Origin of the sequence: Micromonospora sp. ANENR4, from assembly GCF_015354395.1 — a bacterium.
Taxonomy (GTDB): Bacteria; Actinomycetota; Actinomycetes; order Mycobacteriales; family Micromonosporaceae; genus Micromonospora; species Micromonospora aurantiaca.
In genome coordinates, this window is the sequence record NZ_JADKYQ010000018.1 from 36,099 (window position 1) to 52,726 (window position 16,628).

At 71.6% G+C, this 16,628-nt stretch carries 15 protein-coding genes; 7 read left to right on the top strand and 8 right to left on the bottom strand.

Annotated elements, in window-relative coordinates; genetic code table 11:
* Positions 1–71: 71 nt before the first annotated feature.
* The 4 genes from IRY44_RS26670 to IRY44_RS26685 all read right to left on the bottom strand — a co-directional run bounded on the left by IRY44_RS26670 (position 72) and on the right by IRY44_RS26685 (position 3,420).
* Complete coding sequence (locus IRY44_RS26670) at positions 72–947, bottom strand: amino acid ABC transporter permease (RefSeq protein WP_194802966.1); 876 nt, start codon at positions 945–947, stop codon at positions 72–74.
* On the bottom strand, positions 944–1,600 hold the full coding sequence (locus IRY44_RS26675; RefSeq protein ID WP_194802967.1) for an amino acid ABC transporter permease: 657 nt from the start codon (positions 1,598–1,600) through the stop codon (positions 944–946). Before IRY44_RS26675 ends, IRY44_RS26670 begins: the two co-directional genes overlap by 4 nt.
* 78 nt (positions 1,601–1,678) lie before the next feature.
* Positions 1,679–2,614 (bottom strand): glutamate ABC transporter substrate-binding protein, encoded by a 936-nt coding sequence (locus IRY44_RS26680; RefSeq protein ID WP_013284736.1) that lies wholly within the window; start codon positions 2,612–2,614, stop codon positions 1,679–1,681.
* Between the two features lie 50 nt (positions 2,615–2,664).
* Complete coding sequence (locus IRY44_RS26685) at positions 2,665–3,420, bottom strand: amino acid ABC transporter ATP-binding protein (protein WP_269696335.1); 756 nt, start codon at positions 3,418–3,420, stop codon at positions 2,665–2,667.
* A 199-nt stretch (positions 3,421–3,619) separates the two neighbouring features.
* Here IRY44_RS26685 and selD point away from each other — a divergent pair, with 199 nt between their 5' ends.
* A complete protein-coding gene (selD, locus tag IRY44_RS26690) occupies positions 3,620–4,609 on the top strand; it encodes a selenide, water dikinase SelD (protein ID WP_194802968.1) in 990 nt (329 codons plus the stop codon).
* Positions 4,610–4,823: 214 nt separating this feature from the next.
* Complete coding sequence (locus IRY44_RS26695) at positions 4,824–5,303, top strand: hypothetical protein (RefSeq protein WP_135238912.1); 480 nt, start codon at positions 4,824–4,826, stop codon at positions 5,301–5,303.
* A 78-nt stretch (positions 5,304–5,381) separates the two neighbouring features.
* Here IRY44_RS26695 and IRY44_RS26700 read toward each other — a convergent pair whose 3' ends face one another.
* A complete protein-coding gene (locus tag IRY44_RS26700) occupies positions 5,382–5,609 on the bottom strand; it encodes a DUF2277 family protein (protein ID WP_013284740.1) in 228 nt (75 codons plus the stop codon).
* Between the two features lie 52 nt (positions 5,610–5,661).
* On the opposite strand from IRY44_RS26700, the gene miaB reads away from it, so the two are divergent.
* Positions 5,662–7,161 carry a tRNA (N6-isopentenyl adenosine(37)-C2)-methylthiotransferase MiaB gene (miaB, locus tag IRY44_RS26705; RefSeq protein ID WP_194802969.1) on the top strand — a complete coding sequence of 500 codons (1,500 nt, stop codon included), beginning with the start codon at positions 5,662–5,664 and terminating at the stop codon, positions 7,159–7,161.
* Between the two features lie 47 nt (positions 7,162–7,208).
* Here miaB and IRY44_RS26710 read toward each other — a convergent pair whose 3' ends face one another.
* Positions 7,209–8,831, bottom strand: a complete 1,623-nt coding sequence (locus IRY44_RS26710; protein WP_194802970.1) for a cellulase family glycosylhydrolase — start codon at positions 8,829–8,831, stop codon at positions 7,209–7,211.
* A 331-nt stretch (positions 8,832–9,162) separates the two neighbouring features.
* The gene (locus IRY44_RS26715; protein ID WP_194802971.1) at positions 9,163–10,371 is read right to left on the bottom strand and encodes a DUF349 domain-containing protein; all 1,209 of its coding nucleotides are present in this window, start codon (positions 10,369–10,371) and stop codon (positions 9,163–9,165) included.
* A gap of 204 nt (positions 10,372–10,575) precedes the next feature.
* Between IRY44_RS26715 and IRY44_RS26720 the strand changes: the two genes are divergently transcribed.
* Genes IRY44_RS26720 through dapF form a run of 3 tightly spaced genes read left to right on the top strand, consistent with a single transcriptional unit; the run spans position 10,576 to position 13,053 of the window.
* Positions 10,576–11,295, top strand: coding sequence for a hypothetical protein (locus tag IRY44_RS26720; protein ID WP_194802972.1), 720 nt, complete (start codon positions 10,576–10,578; stop codon positions 11,293–11,295).
* Positions 11,292–12,197: a tRNA (adenosine(37)-N6)-dimethylallyltransferase MiaA gene (gene miaA, locus IRY44_RS26725; protein WP_194802973.1), complete on the top strand. Its 906-nt coding sequence runs from the start codon at positions 11,292–11,294 to the stop codon at positions 12,195–12,197. Before IRY44_RS26720 ends, miaA begins: the two co-directional genes overlap by 4 nt.
* A 7-nt stretch (positions 12,198–12,204) precedes the next feature.
* Positions 12,205–13,053 carry a diaminopimelate epimerase gene (gene dapF / locus IRY44_RS26730; RefSeq protein WP_194802974.1) on the top strand — a complete coding sequence of 283 codons (849 nt, stop codon included), beginning with the start codon at positions 12,205–12,207 and terminating at the stop codon, positions 13,051–13,053.
* Positions 13,054–13,496: 443 nt separating this feature from the next.
* On the opposite strand, the gene IRY44_RS26735 is transcribed toward dapF, so the two are convergent.
* On the bottom strand, positions 13,497–14,969 hold the full coding sequence (locus IRY44_RS26735; RefSeq protein WP_013284747.1) for an NAD-dependent malic enzyme: 1,473 nt from the start codon (positions 14,967–14,969) through the stop codon (positions 13,497–13,499).
* 195 nt (positions 14,970–15,164) lie between these two features.
* On the opposite strand from IRY44_RS26735, the gene hflX reads away from it, so the two are divergent.
* Positions 15,165–16,628: a GTPase HflX gene (gene hflX, locus IRY44_RS26740; protein ID WP_194802975.1), complete on the top strand. Its 1,464-nt coding sequence runs from the start codon at positions 15,165–15,167 to the stop codon at positions 16,626–16,628.

Here is a 16,628-nt window from a genome sequence, read left to right on the forward strand (position 1 = left end):
GCGGACAACGGGGAACGGGCGGGTGGGGAGATCCCCACCCGCCCGTTCCGTGTCCGTCGGAGGACGTCAGCTCACAGCGGCGTGGCGCCGGTGCCACCGTCGGTCTGCGTGGCCGCCACCGGCTTGGCCGCGGTGCGCGGCAGCCGGGTCAGCCGCTTCTGCAACCACCAGGCCAGCACCGACAGCAGGCCGCAGATGCTGATGTAGATGGCCGCGACGATCAAATACGTCGGCACGTACGGCAGACCGAACGCCAGCCGGCCACCGATCTGCTTGCCCACGAAGAGCAGCTCCGGGTACGTGATGATGAAGCCGAGCGCGGTGTCCTTGAGCAGGACGACGAGCTGGCTCACGATCGCCGGGAGCATCGACCGGAACGCCTGCGGCAGCAGGATCAGCCGGAGCACCTGGTTCTTGCGCATGCCGATCGCGTACGCGCCCTCGGACTGCCCGTACGGCACGGCGTTGATGCCGGCACGGAAGATCTCCGCCAGCACCGAGCCGTTGTAGAGCGTCAACCCGATGACCAGTGCCCAGAACTTGTCGATCGGCCAGCCGTACTGCAACGGCACGTAGTAGCCGAAGAAGATCAGGATCAGCAGCGGGATGGCCCGGAACAGCTCCACCACGAACGTGGCGGGAGCGCGGAACAGCACCTTGTCGCTGAGCCGGGCGCTGGCGAAGAACGCGCCGAACAGCAGCGCCAGCACGGTGGCGACGGCGGCGACCTTCAGCGTGGCCCAGAGGCCGTTCAGCAGCTCCCGCTGCACGGCCGCGTACTGGAACTGCTCCCACTTGCGGGCCTCGAACTGACCGGTCTGGTTGAACTTGTAGACCACGAACGCGATCAGCGCGACGATCGCCGCGATCGAGACGACGCCGAGGATCCGGTTGCGCATCCGGGCCTTCGGGCCGGGGATGTCGTAGAGGACGCTGCTGCTGCTCATCGGGCCACCGCCCACTTGCGCTCGAGGATCCGCTGGAGCACCACCAGCGGGATGATCAGGATGAGGAAGCCGATCACGATCCAGGTGAGCACGATGAACTGCGGCTCACCCCGTTCCGACATGTACGCCGGGATGGCGCCGGCTTCCAGCACGGAGAAGCCGGCGGCGATCGTGGTGTTCTTCAGCATGGCGATGAGCACGCTCATCATGGGCGGGACCATGGCCCGCAGCGCCTGCGGCAGCACGATCAGCGTCAGCACCTGGGCGAACGTCATGCCCAGCGCGCGGGCCGCCTCGGCCTGGCCGGTGGCGACGGTGTTCACGCCCGAGCGGACCACCTCGCAGATGAACGCCGAGGTGTACGCGATCAGCGCGATGCAGGCGCTGTTGAAGTAGTCGATGTTGACGTCCAGCTTCGGCACCGCGAAGACGAGGAACGCGAACACCAGCGTCAGGGGAGTGTTGCGCACCAGGTTGACGTAGGTGGCGCCGAACGCCCGCAGCGCGGGGACCGGGGACACCCGCATCGCGCCGAGCAGCATGCCGAGGACGAGACTGCCGACGCCGGCGATCAGGAACAGCTTGACGGTGTTGAAGAACCCCTCGCGGAACAGGCTCGCGTTGTCCGTCAGGACGCGGAAGAACTCGCCCATACCTCGCTCTCACTCTCTCCAGACGGGACCGGGCGGGGAGGAGGACCTCCCCGCCCGGTCCGACGTCGGTGCGGACCGTCAGTACCGCTCGAGCTGCGGCGGGGTGGCCGGCGAGCCGGACTTGCCGAGCGTGCCGTCGTAGATCTTCTTCCAGGTGCCGTCGGTGAACGCCGCCTCGATCTGGTCGTTCACGTAGTCACGCAGCGCCTTGTCGTCCTTGGGCAGGCCGATGCCGTACTTCTCGGTGCTGAACGGCTGGCCGACGACCTTGAGCTCGTCCGGGTTCTGCGCGGCGTAGCCCTTGAGGATGGCGTCGTCGGTGGTCACCGCGTCGACCTTCTTGTCGAGCAGCTGCGAGACGCACTCGGAGTAGGTCTTGAACTCGACGATGTTCTCGCCCTCGGTCAGGCCCTCGTCGCGGATCTTCTGGATCGGCGTGGAGCCGGTGGCCGAGCAGACCTTCTTGCCCTTGAGCGTGTCCTTGCCGGTGATCGACGACTCGTCCTTGCGGACCAGCAGGTCCTGGCCGGCGACGAAGTACGGGCCGGCGAAGGAGACGTCGTTCTTGCGCTTGTCCGTGATCGAGTACGTGCCGACGTAGTAGTCGATCTCGCCACCCTTGATCGCGGTCTCCCGGTTGGCGGACGCGATCTCCTTGTACTCGATCTTCGCCGGGTCGACGCCGAGCGTGCTGGCGACGTACTGGGCGATCTCGATGTCGAAGCCGCAGCGCTTGCCCTGGGCGTCCTTGTAACCGAGGTTCGGCTGGTCGAACTTGACGCCGATGACGACCTTGCCGGCCGACTTGATCTTCTCGAAGGCCGGGCTGCCGGCGACGTTGGCGTCCGTCTTCGGGGTGAAGGTCACGCCCGAGCTGCTGCAGTTGTCGCCCTGTGCTCCACCGCTGGCGTTGCCGCCGCCGCTGGGAGCCGGGTTCCCCTCCTTGCCACAGGCAGCCGCGGAAAGGGCGAGCGAGGCCATCATGGCCACCGCCGCCACGCGCTTGTAACGCATACACATCTCCTTCTTCGACGGAGCCGACGGGACGACTCCACTACGGACGCTCAGTGGGTGAGGATCTTGGAGAGGAAGTCCTTGGCCCGCTCGCTGCGCGGGTTCGCGAAGAACTCAGCCGGCGGCGCGTCCTCGACCAGCTTGCCGTCGGCCATGAAGATGACCCGGTTCGCGGCGTGCCGGGCGAAGCCCATCTCGTGGGTCACCACGACCATGGTCATGCCCTCGCTCGCCAGCGACGTCATCACGTCCAGCACCTCGCCGACCATCTCCGGGTCCAGCGCGCTGGTCGGCTCGTCGAACAGCATCGCCTTGGGCTGCATGGCCAGCGCGCGGGCGATGGCCGCCCGCTGCTGCTGACCGCCGGAGAGCTGCGCCGGGTACTTGTCCGCCTGGTTGGCGATGCCGACGCGGTCCAGCAGGGCCAGGCCGCGCTCGCGGGCGGCGGCCGGCTTCTCCTTGCGGACCTTGACCGGCCCCAGCGTCACGTTCTCCAGGATGGTCTTGTGCGCGAAGAGGTTGAACGACTGGAACACCATGCCGACCTCGCTGCGCAGCTTGGCCAGGGGCTTGCCCTCGGCCGGCAGCGGCTGCCCGTCGAACGTGATGGTGCCCTTGTCGATGGGCTCCAGCCGGTTGATGGTGCGGCACAGCGTCGACTTGCCGGAGCCGGACGGGCCGATCACGACGACCACCTCGCCCCGGCCGACGGAGAGGGACACGTCGTCGAGCACGTGCAGCGGCCCGAACCACTTGTTGACCCCGTCGAGCACGATCAGCGGGTCGCCCGTCGTCACGTCGTCCACCGTCCCTGTCGTCCATGGCGGAATTCGGGGGTCGGTCGACCCCCGGTTGGGCAACTGTAGGCGGGGTGATGTGGCAGAACGCAACTCAGATGGTCACGGAGCGGTAACACCGGTCACCGGCGTACCGGCCCGTCCGAATTTCGTCACCCACCGGGTGGGCCGAGTGGCGCCGTCGCCGCAGGCAGGAGATCATGAGGTGATGACCGACGCGATCCGGCTGACCGACTACGCCCGCGGTGGCGGCTGCGCCTGCAAGATCCCACCGGGCGAGCTGGAGGCGATGGTCGCGGGGCTCGGCGCCACCGGCGGCTCGGCCGACCTGCTGGTCGGCCTGGAGAACGGCGACGACGCCGCGGTGGTCCGGCTGGACGAGCGTACGGGCCTGGTCAGCACCGCCGACTTCTTCACCCCGGTGGTCGACGACGCCTACGACTGGGGGCGCATCGCCGCCGCCAACGCGCTCTCCGACGTGTACGCGATGGGCGGCACCCCGCTCGTCGCGCTCAACCTGCTCTGCTGGCCGCGCGGCGTACTGCCGCCGGAGATGGCCCGCGAGGTGCTGCGCGGCGGTCTGGACGTGGCCCGGGAGGCGAACTGCCACCTGGCCGGTGGGCACAGCGTGGACGACGACGGCCCGAAGTACGGCCTGGCCGTCACCGGTGTGGTCCGGCCGGAGGAGCTGATCACGCTCGACGCCGGGCAGGCCGGGCTGCCGCTGTCGCTGACCAAGCCGCTCGGCGTGGGCGTGCTCAACACCCGGCACAAGCAGACCGGGCAGCGCTTCCCCGAGGCCGTCGAGTCGATGGCCCGGCTCAACCGGGACGCGGCCCGCGCGGCGGTCGCGGCGGGCATCCGCTGCGGCACCGACGTGACCGGCTTCGGCCTGCTCGGGCACGCCTCGAAGCTGGCCCGGGCGAGCCGCCTGACGGTGGCGATCGACGCGGCGGCGGTGCCGTACCTGCCCGGCGCGCGGGAGGCGCTGCGCGACGGGTACGTCAGCGGCGGCACCCGGCGCAACCTGGAGTGGGTCACCCCGTGGACCGATTTCGGCGGGGCGGACGAGGGGGAGCGCCTGCTGCTCGCCGACGCGCAGACCTCTGGCGGCCTGCTGGTCGCCGGTGAGGTGCCGGGCGGCACGGTGATCGGGGAACTGCTGCCCGCGTCGGAGCACCTGATCCGGGTGCGCTGAGCCGCCGGATCCACGGCGCGGCCGGGCCGTCGCCGCGGCACCGTACCCGATAAACTGTCATCTTCCAGCTACTCTGGGCAACGTCGCCCGAGGGAATTTTGCCCGGAATGGTCACAGACCGGTAACTTGCGCCCGGCTGAGGTCAAATGCACCCCACCATCGTCATTAAGGCCCGATCCGGAGGCCGGTGGAACGAGCGCAGCGAGGAGGCGGCATGACCGAGCTGTGGAACTGGAGAATCGACGGCGGCGAGCCGGTGGAGGTCTACCCGGCACTGGCCGAGGCGCTCGGCCGGGTGGTGATGCCCATGGCCGTCGCCGACCCGATGCGGCTCCCCGCGTACGCGGTGGTCTGCGACGTGTGGGAGGCGCCCGGGCTGTACGGCACCGTGGTCGACTGTTACGGCGTACCCGAGAGCCTGACCGAGCTGCCCGCGATCGCGGCGCTGGCCCGGCTGCTGGGCCGCAACTGCCTGATGCGTGACGACACGCTCGACGCCGGCCGGCACCTGCTGGTCGCGCCCGACGGCACGATCCGGCCGGTGCACTTCGACGTGGCCGACACCGACGACGGCGAGGTGCTCAGCCACCACCGGCTCTGCACCGTCGCCGACGCGCGCTGCCGGGGCTGGTCGCAGTGCCACCGCTCCCGCTGGGCGCCGGACACGGTCGCCCCGGCGCTCGCGGCCGCCTGAGCGCGGGCGTCGGCGCGCGCCCGTGAGCGGTGCTCGCCGCCGTGCCCCCACCGGCGGCGAGCGGTGGCGGTCCCGGGCTCAGCCCCGGGCCGCCGGCTGCTGCCCCCGCACCACGAGCTGGTCGAGCAGCGTCGCGGTGGCGGCGGCCACGGCGTCCACCGCGGCGTCGAACGCGGCCGCGTTGTGCGCCGCCGGGGTACGGAATCCGGAGATCTTCCGGACGTACTGCAACGCGGCGGCGCGGATGTCCTCCTCGGTCACCACCGGGACGTACGGCTCACGCAGGGTCTTGATGCTCCGGCACACGGCTCCTCCTCGTTCGATCCGATCGGCTCCACCCGGATACGCTGTCCGGGTCATGACTACCGCAGCCGCGGGCAGCCCGCGCACCTACCAGGTGCGTACGTACGGCTGCCAGATGAACGTGCACGACTCCGAGCGCATCTCCGGCCTCCTCGAGGACGCCGGATACGTGCGTGCCGCGGAGGCCGACGAGCAGCCCGACGTGGTGGTGTTCAACACCTGCGCGGTCCGGGAGAACGCCGACAACCGGCTCTACGGCAACCTGGGTCATCTGCGCCCCGTGAAGGCGAAGCACCCCGGGATGCAGATCGCCGTCGGCGGCTGCCTGGCCCAGAAGGACCGCGGCGACATCGTCCGCAAGGCGCCCTGGGTGGACGTCGTCTTCGGCACGCACAACATCGGCTCGCTGCCGGCGCTGCTGGACCGGGCGCGGCACAACGCCGCGGCCGAGGTCGAGATCCTGGAGTCGCTGGAGGTCTTCCCCTCCACGCTGCCGACCCGGCGCGAGTCGACGTACGCCGGGTGGGTCTCGATCTCCGTCGGCTGCAACAACACCTGCACGTTCTGCATCGTGCCCTCCCTGCGCGGCAAGGAGAAGGACCGCCGCCCCGGAGACATCCTCGCCGAGGTCCGCGCGCTGGCCGACTCCGGCGTGCTGGAGGTGACGCTGCTCGGGCAGAACGTCAACTCCTACGGCGTCGAGTTCGGCGACCGGTACGCGTTCGGCAAGCTGCTGCGCGCCTGCGGCGACATCGACGGGCTGGAGCGGGTGCGGTTCACCAGCCCGCACCCGAAGGACTTCACCGACGACGTGATCGCCGCGATGGCCGAGACGCCGAACGTCTGCCACTCGCTGCACATGCCGTTGCAGTCCGGCTCGGACGACGTACTGCGGGCGATGCGCCGCTCGTACCGGTCGGAGAAGTACCTGGGGATCATCGAAAAGGTGCGGTCGGCCATGCCGGACGCGGCGATCACCACCGACATCATCGTCGGCTTCCCCGGCGAGACCGAGGCCGACTTCGCCCGCACGCTGGACGTGGTCCGGGAGGCGCGGTTCTCCTCGGCGTTCACGTTCCAGTACTCCAAGCGCCCCGGCACCCCGGCCGCCACGATGGACGGGCAGCTACCCAAGCAGGTCGTGCAGGAGCGCTACGAGCGGCTGATCGCCTGCGTCGAGGAGATCACCTGGGCGGAGAACAAGAAGCTCGTCGGCGAGACCGTCGAGGTCCTGGTGGCAGTCGGCGAGGGCCGCAAGGACGAGCGCACCGGCCGGATGTCCGGACGGGCCCGCGACGGCCGGCTCGTGCACTTCGCCACCGGTGAGCTGGCCGGGCGGATCCGCCCCGGCGACATCGTGCACACAGTCGTCACGTACGCCGCCCCGCACCACCTCAACGCCGACGGCGCGCCGCTGGCGCACCGGCGCACCCGGGCCGGGGACGCGGCCGAGGCGGGACAGGTTCCGCGTACCCCAGGGGTGCTGCTCGGCCTGCCGACGGTCGGCGCGCCGGCCGCGGCGCCCGCCCCGGTCGGCGGCTGCGCCGCGCACTGAGCCCAGCGTGACGGCGGGGGCCGAGCCGGGCCCCCGCCGTCACGGTCTCAGCAGGCGGTGCCGTTGAGCTTCACGCTGCCGGGGTTCGCGGCGGTGCCGTTGGCGGTGAAGCCGACGGTGACCGACGCGCCCGGCGCCAGCGACGACGCCCAGGCCGGCGCGGCCGCCGTCACAGTGGTCCCGGACTGCGTGACGGTGGCGTTCCAGCCGCTGGCCAGCGTCACCCCGGACGGCCAGGTCCAGGTGGCCGACCACGGGTTCACCGCGGCGGTGCCGGTGTTCTTGACGGTCAGCTCACCCTGGAAGCCACCCGCCCAGGAATTGATCTGCTTGTAGGTGGCGGTGCAGCCACCGGTCACCGGAGGCGGCGGGGTGGTCGGAGCCGGCGAGGTGTTCGGCGTGCCGGTCGGGGACGGGCTGGTGGTGCCGCCACCGCCGGTCGGCGGGATCAGGTACGGCGTGAGGATGTCCTGCTTCGGCTGGTTGATCGTGGTCCAGTCGTCGTTGGCGATGCCGCCGGTGTCACCGGAGTTCGGGTTCCACGACCAGTACGTGAAGGACATGCCGTTCACGCCGGTGCCGGTGTACGCCATCAGGTTCTGCAGCCAGATCTTGTCCTTGGGGTCCTGGAGCGTGGTGCCGAACTCGCCCATCATGATCGGCGCGATGTTCTGCTTGTAGAGGTAGCCCCAGTACTTGTCCCAGATGGCCGGCATGTTTGCCGGGTACGACGGGTCGTCGAACCAGGCCTGGCGGTAGACCGAGGTGGCGTACTCGTGCGGCGAGTAGACCAGCCGGTTGGCCACGTTCAGCCGCACCGGGAACTGCCCGGCCTTGGACAGGTTGCCGCCCCACCAGCCGCAGTCCTCGTCGTTGCTGGGGTCGTTGTCCCAGACGTTCGACAGGCCGCCGCTCGGACAGCTCACCCCCTCCACGAAGATCAGCCAGTTCGGCTGCACGCCGAGGATCGCGTTGCCGGCCCGCTCGGCGGCCAGCCGCCAGTCCCGGGCGGTGTCGCCGCAGCCCCAGCAGGCGCCGGTGGCGGCCGGGTTGGTGCCCTCGGCGTGCGGCTCGTTGTGCAGGTCCGCGCCGATCACCGTGGTGTTGCCGGCGTACCGCTGGGCCAGCATCTTCCAGTCGTTGATCCAGGTCGCCTCGGAGACCGTCGAGGTGTACCAGAGCGGCGACTGACCGGCCGACGTCGGCCGGTGCCGGTCCAGGATGACCCGCATCCCCTTGCTGCCCGCGTAGTCGATGACCTTGTCGAGGATCTGCAGCGGGGAGAGCCCGATCAGGTCCGGGTTGACGAAGTCGTTGATGCCGGTCGCGGTCGCGCCGGACTTGAGCGCGTCGTTCGAGTACGGGATGCGCAGCGTGTTGTAGCCCAGCCGGGCCATGGTGTCGAGCTGCGAGCGCCACGGGTTGCTCGACCACAGGCCGTGGAACGTCTTGTTGTCGGTCTCCATCCCGAACCAGTTGATGCCGGTCAGCCGGACCGTCGCGCCCGTACTGTCGACGATCTTGCTGCCGCTGGTGTGCAGGTAGCCGGTGCCGGTGCCACCGGCCGCCGCGGCGGCCGGTGCGGTGGAGACGGCGGCGGCGACGAGAACGCCGGCTGCCGCGGTGGCGAGCGCCGTCAGGGCGCCGCCGAGGGCGGTGCGTCGGTGCATGGAAGCTCCACTTCGGATGCCCGCGCCGCGCAGGCGCCGCGGGCGGCAGGACCAGGAGGCACGTCCCGCTCGTCATCGAGTACGCGCGCAGTGCGCGCCGGGCCGTGTCGTGTGGACGGCCAACCGCGAGATGTCGCACCGGCGACCGTCGACGGCGAGATCAGCCGTCGGTGCCCTCGTGCCGGTGCCTGAACCTGGCTCCGCCGCTCATTCTGATCAGCCTGCCTCGATGCGTCAACCCTGGTCCGGACGCAGGTGAGCCCCCGGCCGACAGGGCCGGGGGCTCACCCGATGTGTCCGTCCGCCGGCCTGCCCGGCCGGGGTGCTTCCGTCAGCCGGCCTGCTCGGCGAGCTGGAGGAACTGCCGCTTCGAGGCGAGCGCCTGCTCGGCCTCCTTGATCCGCCGGGTGTCGCCGGCGGCCTGGGCCCGGGCCAGCCGGTCCTCGGCCTCGGCGACCTGGGCACGCATCTGCGCCAGCAGCGGGTTGTCCTCCTTGGAGGTGCGCCGCCACGCCGAGTCCATCACCTCGCGGACCTTGTCGTCCACGGCCCGCAGCCGGCGCTCCAGCCCGGCGGCGGCCTCGCGCGGCACCCGGCCGGCCTCGTGCCATTGCGCCTGGATGTCCCGCAGCTTCGCCTGCGCGCCCTTCGGGTCGCCGTCGACGTCCAGCGCCTCGGCCTCGGCCAGCAGCGCCTGCTTGCGCTCCAGGTTGGCGCGCTGCTCGTTGTCGCGGGCGGAGAAGACCTCGCTGCGGCGGGTGAAGAACTCGTCCTGCGCGGCGCGGAACCGTTCCCAGAGCTTCTGCTCGGCCTCCTTGGCGGCGCGCGGCGCGGCCTTCCACTGGGCCATCAGGTCCTTGAGCTGACCGGCGGTGACGCCCCAGTCGCTGGAGTCCTTGAGCTTCTCCGCCTCGGCGACCAGTTCCTCCTTGACCGTCTGCGCCTGCTTGCGCTGCTGGTCGAGGGAGGCGAAGTGGGCGCCCCGGCGGCGGGTGAAGCCGTCCCGCGCGGCGGCGAACCGCTTCCACAGCTCACCGTCGGTCTTCTTGTCGACGCCGCGGATGGTCTTCCACTCGTCGAGGATCTCCTTGAGCCGGTCACCGGCGGTCTTCCAGCCGGTCGACTCGGCGGCCAGCTTCTCGGCCTCCTCGACCAGGGCGGTCTTGCGCGCCAGCGCCTCGCCCCGGGCGGCCTCGCGGGCCGCCTTGGCCTCGCCGGCCTTCTCCTCGGCGACGGTGGCCAGCTTGTCCAGGCGGGCGGCGAGGGCGTCGATGTCACCGACGACGTGCGCCTCGGCCAGCGACCCACGGATCCGGCGGATCGTGGTCAGGGAGTGGCCGGCGTCAGCCGCGCCCGAGTTGAGCCGGGCCTCGGTCAGATCGACCTCGGTCACCAGGTCGGCGTAGCGCCGGGCGAAGTGGGCGAGCCCTTCCTCCGGTGCCCCTGCCTGCCAGGATCCGACCACCCGCTCGCCCTCGGCGGTCTTGACGTAGACGGTGCCGTCCTCGTCGACCCGTCCGAAGGCAGTCCAGTCGCTCATGTGCCCATCCTCGTTCTCCCGGCGCCGAGGGGACAGCCCCCTCGTTCGCCGCCACGGCGCAGCAAACTTTCTCCCGGCATTGTCACAGGTCCGCCCCCGTCCGTGTCGAGCGCCTGTCGCCGACCGTGACCATACGGTGTTGTACGCCCTCGATGACCGGATCGGCGCGGGGACGCACCGGGGGATCCCGATAGGTTTGGGGGCGTGCCACTGGTCGCCGCCGCCGTCTGCCCCCACCCGCCGCTGATCGTGCCCGAGCTGGCCGGCGCCGCCGCGCCCGAGCTGGACGGCCTGCGCGCCGCCGCCGACGCCGCTGTCGCCCGGCTGCTCGCCGCCGAGCCCGAGGCGATCCTGCTCGTCGGCGGCGGACCGGAGACCGTCCGGTTCAATTCCGCCGAGCACGGCTCGCTTCGCCCGTACGGGCTGGACCGGCGCGTGCGGCTCTGGAAGGTCAACTGCGCGGGCGGGGACCGCCTGCCGCTGAGCCTGACCGTCGGCGCCTGGCTGCTGAACCGCTCCGGCACCGAACTGCCCCGGCTGGCCCGCTCGGTGGCGCACGACGCCGCACCGGCGGAGTGCGCGGCGTTCGGCGCGAGCCTGATCCTCGACGACGACCCGCGGGTCGCGCTGCTCGTGCTCGGTGACGGGTCCGCCTGCCGGGGCGTCAAGGCGCCTGGCTACGACGACCCGCGTGCCGAGGCGTACGACGAGGGGGTCGCCCTGGCCCTGGCCGGCGCGGACGCAGACGCCCTGCTCGGCCTGGACCCGGTGCTGTCGGCGGAGCTGCGGGTCGCCGGGCGGGCGCCGTGGCAGGTGCTGGCCGGCGCGGTCCGGGCGGCGGGCGGCGACTGGCGCGGCGACGTCAGCTACCAGGACGCGCCCTACGGCGTTTCCTACTTCGTGGCGAACTGGGAGCGGGCATGACCGTCGTGGCGGTGGTCGGGCCGACCGCGGCCGGGAAGTCGGCGCTGAGCATCGCGCTGGCGCACGCGCTGGGCGGCGAGGTGGTCAACGCCGACTCGATGCAGCTCTACCGGGGCATGGACGTCGGCACCGCGAAGCTGACCCCGGCCGAGCGCGAGGGCGTGCCGCACCACCTGCTGGACATCTGGCCGGTGACCGAGCCCGCCAGCGTCGCCGAATACCAGACGCTGGCCCGCGCGGCGGTCGACGACATCCTGGCCCGGGGACGGGTGCCGCTGCTCGTCGGCGGCTCCGGGCTGTACGTGCGGGCGGTGCTGGAACGGTTCGAGTTCCCCGGCACCGACCCGGCCCTGCGGGAGCTGCTGGAGGCGGAACTCGCGGCGGTGGGCCCGCTGCCGCTGCACGCGCGGCTGGCCGAGGCCGACCCGGGCGCGGCGGCGAGCATCCTGCCCACCAACGGGCGGCGGATCGTGCGGGCGCTGGAGGTGATCGAGCTGACCGGCGCGCCGTTCACCGCGTCGCTGCCGTCGCCCACGCCGTACTACCCGTCGGTGCAGCTCGGCATGGACCTGGACACCGGGCTGCTGGACGAGCGGATCGCGCTGCGGGTGGACCGGATGTGGGCCGACGGCCTGGTCGACGAGGTACGGGCGCTGGTCGGCGAGGGGCTGCCCGAGGGGCGGACGGCCAGCCGGGCGCTCGGCTACCAGCAGGTGCTGCGGTTCCTGGCCGGGGAGCTGACCGAGGCGCAGGCGCACGAGGAGACGATCCGCGCCACCCGCCGGTTCGTCCGGCGGCAGCGCTCCTGGTTCCGGCGTGACCCGCGCGTCCACTGGCTGGACGCGGCGTCGCCCGCGTTTCTCGACACTGCCCTGCGGGTGGTCGCCGAGCATCGGCCATGATGGGGGCGTGGAGTTCACAAAGGGTCACGGCACCGGCAACGACTTCGTCATCCTGCCCGACCCGGACGGCACCCTCGACCTGACACCCGGCCTGGTCGCCGCGCTCTGCGACAGGCGGCGCGGGCTGGGCGGCGACGGCGTGCTGCGCGTCGTACGGGCCGCCAAGCACCCGGAGGGCGTCGCGCTCGCGGGCGAGGCCGAGTGGTTCATGGACTACTGGAACTCCGACGGCTCGTTCGCCGAGATGTGCGGCAACGGGGCCCGCGTGTTCGTCCGCTACCTGCTGGACCGTTCGCTGGCCGCCGCCCCGTCGGGCGGGACGCTGCCGATCGCGACCCGCGCCGGCCTGGTGCGGGCCCGGGTCGAGGGCGCCGACGTGGCGGTCGAGATGCGCCGCCCCCGGCTGTACGACACGGCGACCGCCACGCTCGGCGGGCTGACGCTGCCCGGCGCCGCGGTGGATGTCGGCAACCCGCACCTGGTGTGCGCGCTGCCCGCTGCTCTGGAGCTGACGGCGCTCGACCTCACCCGCGCGCCCGAGGTGGACGCCTCGACCTTCCCTTCCGGGGTGAACGTCGAGTTCACGACGCCGGGCGAGCCGGTCGACGGCACCGACGGGCACGTGCTGATGCGGGTGTACGAGCGCGGCTCTGCCGAGACGCTGTCCTGCGGCACCGGCGCGTGCGCGGTGGCGGCGGTGGCGTTGCGCGACGCCGGCCGGGACACCGGCACGATGACAGTCGATGTGCCGGGCGGGCGTCTGACGGTCACCGTGACAGCCGACTCGTGCTGGCTCTCCGGCCCGGCCGTCCTGGTGGGCACAGGCACCCTGACCCCCACAGCCCTGCACCCGTAGCCTCCCTCGGTCGACACGGGGCTGAGTCGACACGGGGCTGAGTGGTGGCCGCGGCCCGGCTGCCCGGCTGCCCGGCATGATCAACACCAGTTCGGCGAAGTGGTGCTGTAGCGGGGCCTCTGATGCCACCACCTCGCCGAACTGGTGTTGATCAAGGGTGCTGATACCGCTACTTCGGGGAAGCGGAGTCGATCAAAGTGCGACGATGGGACGTTCTGTCTGACTTGTCCGCCTCGGCTGAGGCGCTGCTGGGGATCTTGGAAGATTTGGGCCCCTCTGAGGGCCGTTTTCTTCCAAGATCTCGTGTGGACGCGCCGGGGACGCCTGACTGCGCCGGTGCGCTGACCCCGGCGCGGGCGGGCCCCGTGTGAGGAGGCAGGAGGTGCCCCGCGAGAGGGTGCTGGCCTGTGCGAAGGCGCCGCGAGAGGCAGGGGCGTGCCTGGTCAGGGGGTGGCGCTGGCGTTGGCGGCGATCTCGGGGAGGTCGGCCGGGCCCGGGTCGGCCGCGGGCGCCGGCGTGGCGGCCGGGTTCTGGGCGGCGGCCCGTACCGCGGCGGCCACCGCCGGGGCGACCCGGGAGTCGAAGACGCTCGGCACGATCACCGTCGGGTTGATCTTGTCCTCGCCGACCACGTCCGCGATGGCCCGGGCGGCGGCGAGCGCCATCTCCTCGGTGAACTCCTCGGCGTGCGCGTCGAGCATGCCGCGGAACACGCCGGGGAAGGCGAGCACGTTGTTGATCTGGTTCGGCTGGTCCGAGCGGCCGGTGGCGACCACGGCGGCGTACTTGCGGGCCTCCCGCGGGTCCACCTCCGGGTCGGGGTTGGCGAGCGCGAAGACGATCGAGTCCTTCGCCATCGCGGCGACGTCCTCGCCGGTGAGCAGGTTCGGCGCGCTCACACCGATGAACACGTCCGCGCCGCGTACCGCCCCGGCCAGGTCACCGGAGTAGTTCTCCTTGTTGGTGTTCTCGGCCAGCCACTGCCAGGCCGGGTTGAGGTCCGGCAGTCCGCGGTGCAGGGCGCCCTGGCGGTCGTACGCGATGATGTCGCCCACGCCTTGGCGGAGCAGCAGTTTCATGATCGCGGTGCCGGCCGCGCCGGCGCCGGAGACCACGACCCGGACGTCCGCGAGCTGCTTGCCCACGACGCGCAGCGCGTTCGTCAGCGCGGCCAGCACGCAGATCGCGGTGCCGTGCTGGTCGTCGTGGAAGACCGGGATGTCCAGGGCCTCACGCAGCCGGGCCTCGATCTCGAAGCAGCGCGGCGCGGCGATGTCCTCCAGGTTGATGCCGCCGTACGCGGGCGCGATCGCCTTGACGATCGCCACGATCTCGTCGGTGTCCTGGGTGTCAAGCACGACCGGCCAGGCGTCCACCCCGCCGAAGCGCTTGAACAGCGCCGCCTTGCCCTCCATCACCGGCAGCGACGCGGCCGGCCCGAGGTTGCCCAGGCCGAGCACCGCGGTGCCGTCGCTGACCACGGCGACGGTGTTGCGCTTGATGGTGAGCCGCCGGGCGTCGGCCGGGTTCTCCGCGATCGCCATGCAGACCCGGGCCACACCCGGGGTGTACGCGCGGGACAGCTCGTCGCGGGTGCGCAGCGCGACCTTCGGGGTGACCTCGATCTTGCCGCCGAGGTGCAACAGGAACGTGCGGTCGGAGACCTTGCGCACGTCCACCCCGTCGAGCGCGGTGAGCGCGTCGACCACCTGGTCGGCGTGGCCGGCGTCGGCGGTGTCGCAGGTGAGGTCGACGATCACGTGCGCGGGGTCGGAGTCGACCACGTCCAGCGCGGTGACGATGGCCCCGGCCTCGCCGGCGGCGGTGGTGAGGCGGCCGATGGAGGAGGCGTCGGCGGGTACCGCGATCCGGATGGTGATGGAGAATCCGGCACTCGGCAGTCGGGTGTTGGCCACGAGAAACTCCTCCGTCGGCGCTGAGCGGCTCGACTGGCATTTCTACTCGCCCGCCCAGGTCGCCCGGCATCCGCCCCCGCTACCCGTCGGTAGCGTCACGGGCATAACACAGGTGCGTCCGGCGTTGTCACATGTCAGGATTGCTGTCACGCGCCGAAAATTCTCGGCGTTGCCCAAAACGGACAGGAGACGCATTTGCGCGAGCAGGAGACCTTCCATCCCTACACCGACGACGAGTTCGACGCCACCACCGGCGAGTACGAGCTGTCGGAGCGGCAGGCGCTGCGGCGGGTCCCCGGCCTCTCCACCGAACTCACAGACATCACCGAGGTCGAATACCGCCAGCTCCGGCTGGAGCGGGTCGTCCTGGTGGGGGTCTGGACCGAGGGCACGCAGACCGACGCCGACAACAGCCTCACCGAGCTGGCGGCGCTGGCCGAGACGGCCGGCTCGCAGGTGCTCGAAGGGCTGATCCAGCGTCGCCAGCGGCCCGACCCGGCCACGTACATCGGCCGCGGCAAGGTCGACGACCTGGGCGCGGTGGCGCTGTCCACCGGCGCCGACACGATCATCTGCGACGGTGAGCTGTCGCCGTCGCAGCTGCGCAACCTGGAGCAGCGCACCAAGGTCAAGGTGGTCGACCGGACCGCCCTGATCCTCGACATCTTCGCCCAGCACGCCAAGAGCAAGGAGGGCAAGGCGCAGGTCGAGCTGGCCCAGCTCGAATACCTGCTGCCGCGCCTGCGCGGCTGGGGCGAGACGCTGTCCCGGCAGACCGGTGGTAGCGGCCGCGGGGGTGGCGCCGGCGGCGGCGTGGGTCTGCGTGGTCCCGGTGAGACCAAGCTGGAGACCGACCGGCGGCGCATCCGCCACCGCATCGCGCGGCTGCGCCGCGAGATCAAGAGCATGGCGACGGTACGCCAGACCAAGCGCGCCCGGCGTACCCGTAACGCGGTACCCGCGGTGGCCATCGCCGGCTACACCAACGCCGGCAAGTCCAGCCTGCTCAACCGCCTGACCGGTGCGGGCGTGCTGGTGGAGAACGCGCTGTTCGCCACGCTGGACCCGACCACCCGCCGGGCCACCACGTCCGACGGCCGGCTCTACACGCTGTCCGACACGGTCGGGTTCGTCCGGCACCTGCCGCACCAGATCGTCGAGGCGTTCCGCTCGACGCTGGAGGAGGTCGCCGACGCCGACCTGGTCGTGCACGTGGTCGACGGCACCCACCCGGACCCGGAGGAGCAGGTCCGGGCGGTACGCGAGGTGCTCGCCGAGGTGGGCGCGGACCGGTTGCCGGAACTACTGGTGGTGAACAAGACCGACGCCACCGACGAGGAGACGATGCTGCGGCTCAAGCGGCTCTGGCCGGACGCGGTCTTCGTCTCCGCCCACAGCGGGCGCGGAGTCGACGAACTGCGCGAGGCGGTCGAGCGGCGGCTGCCCCGGCCTGCCGTCGAGGTGCGCGCGGTGCTCCCGTACGACCGGGGTGACCTGGTCTCCCGGGTGCACCGGCAGGGTGAGGTGCTCAGCACCGCGCACCTGCCCGAGGGCACGCTGGTGCACGTGCGGGTCAGCGAGGGTCTGGCTGCGGAGCTCGCGCCGTACCGGGCGGGTGACCGGCTGACCAGTGACGAGCGGGTGGGCGCCGGGCGGTGA

What these genes read in the sequence shown, in the direction of transcription:
- IRY44_RS26670 (WP_194802966.1), bottom strand. Translation starts at nt 947, where the DNA reads ATGAGCAGCAGCAGCGTCCTCTACGACATCCCCGGCCCGAAGGCCCGG.
- IRY44_RS26675 (WP_194802967.1), bottom strand. Translation starts at nt 1,600, where the DNA reads ATGGGCGAGTTCTTCCGCGTCCTGACGGACAACGCGAGCCTGTTCCGC.
- IRY44_RS26680 (WP_013284736.1), bottom strand. Translation starts at nt 2,614, where the DNA reads ATGCGTTACAAGCGCGTGGCGGCGGTGGCCATGATGGCCTCGCTCGCC.
- selD (WP_194802968.1), top strand. Translation starts at nt 3,620, where the DNA reads ATGACCGACGCGATCCGGCTGACCGACTACGCCCGCGGTGGCGGCTGC.
- IRY44_RS26695 (WP_135238912.1), top strand. Translation starts at nt 4,824, where the DNA reads ATGACCGAGCTGTGGAACTGGAGAATCGACGGCGGCGAGCCGGTGGAG.
- miaB (WP_194802969.1), top strand. Translation starts at nt 5,662, where the DNA reads ATGACTACCGCAGCCGCGGGCAGCCCGCGCACCTACCAGGTGCGTACG.
- IRY44_RS26710 (WP_194802970.1), bottom strand. Translation starts at nt 8,831, where the DNA reads ATGCACCGACGCACCGCCCTCGGCGGCGCCCTGACGGCGCTCGCCACC.
- IRY44_RS26715 (WP_194802971.1), bottom strand. Translation starts at nt 10,371, where the DNA reads ATGAGCGACTGGACTGCCTTCGGACGGGTCGACGAGGACGGCACCGTC.
- miaA (WP_194802973.1), top strand. Translation starts at nt 11,292, where the DNA reads ATGACCGTCGTGGCGGTGGTCGGGCCGACCGCGGCCGGGAAGTCGGCG.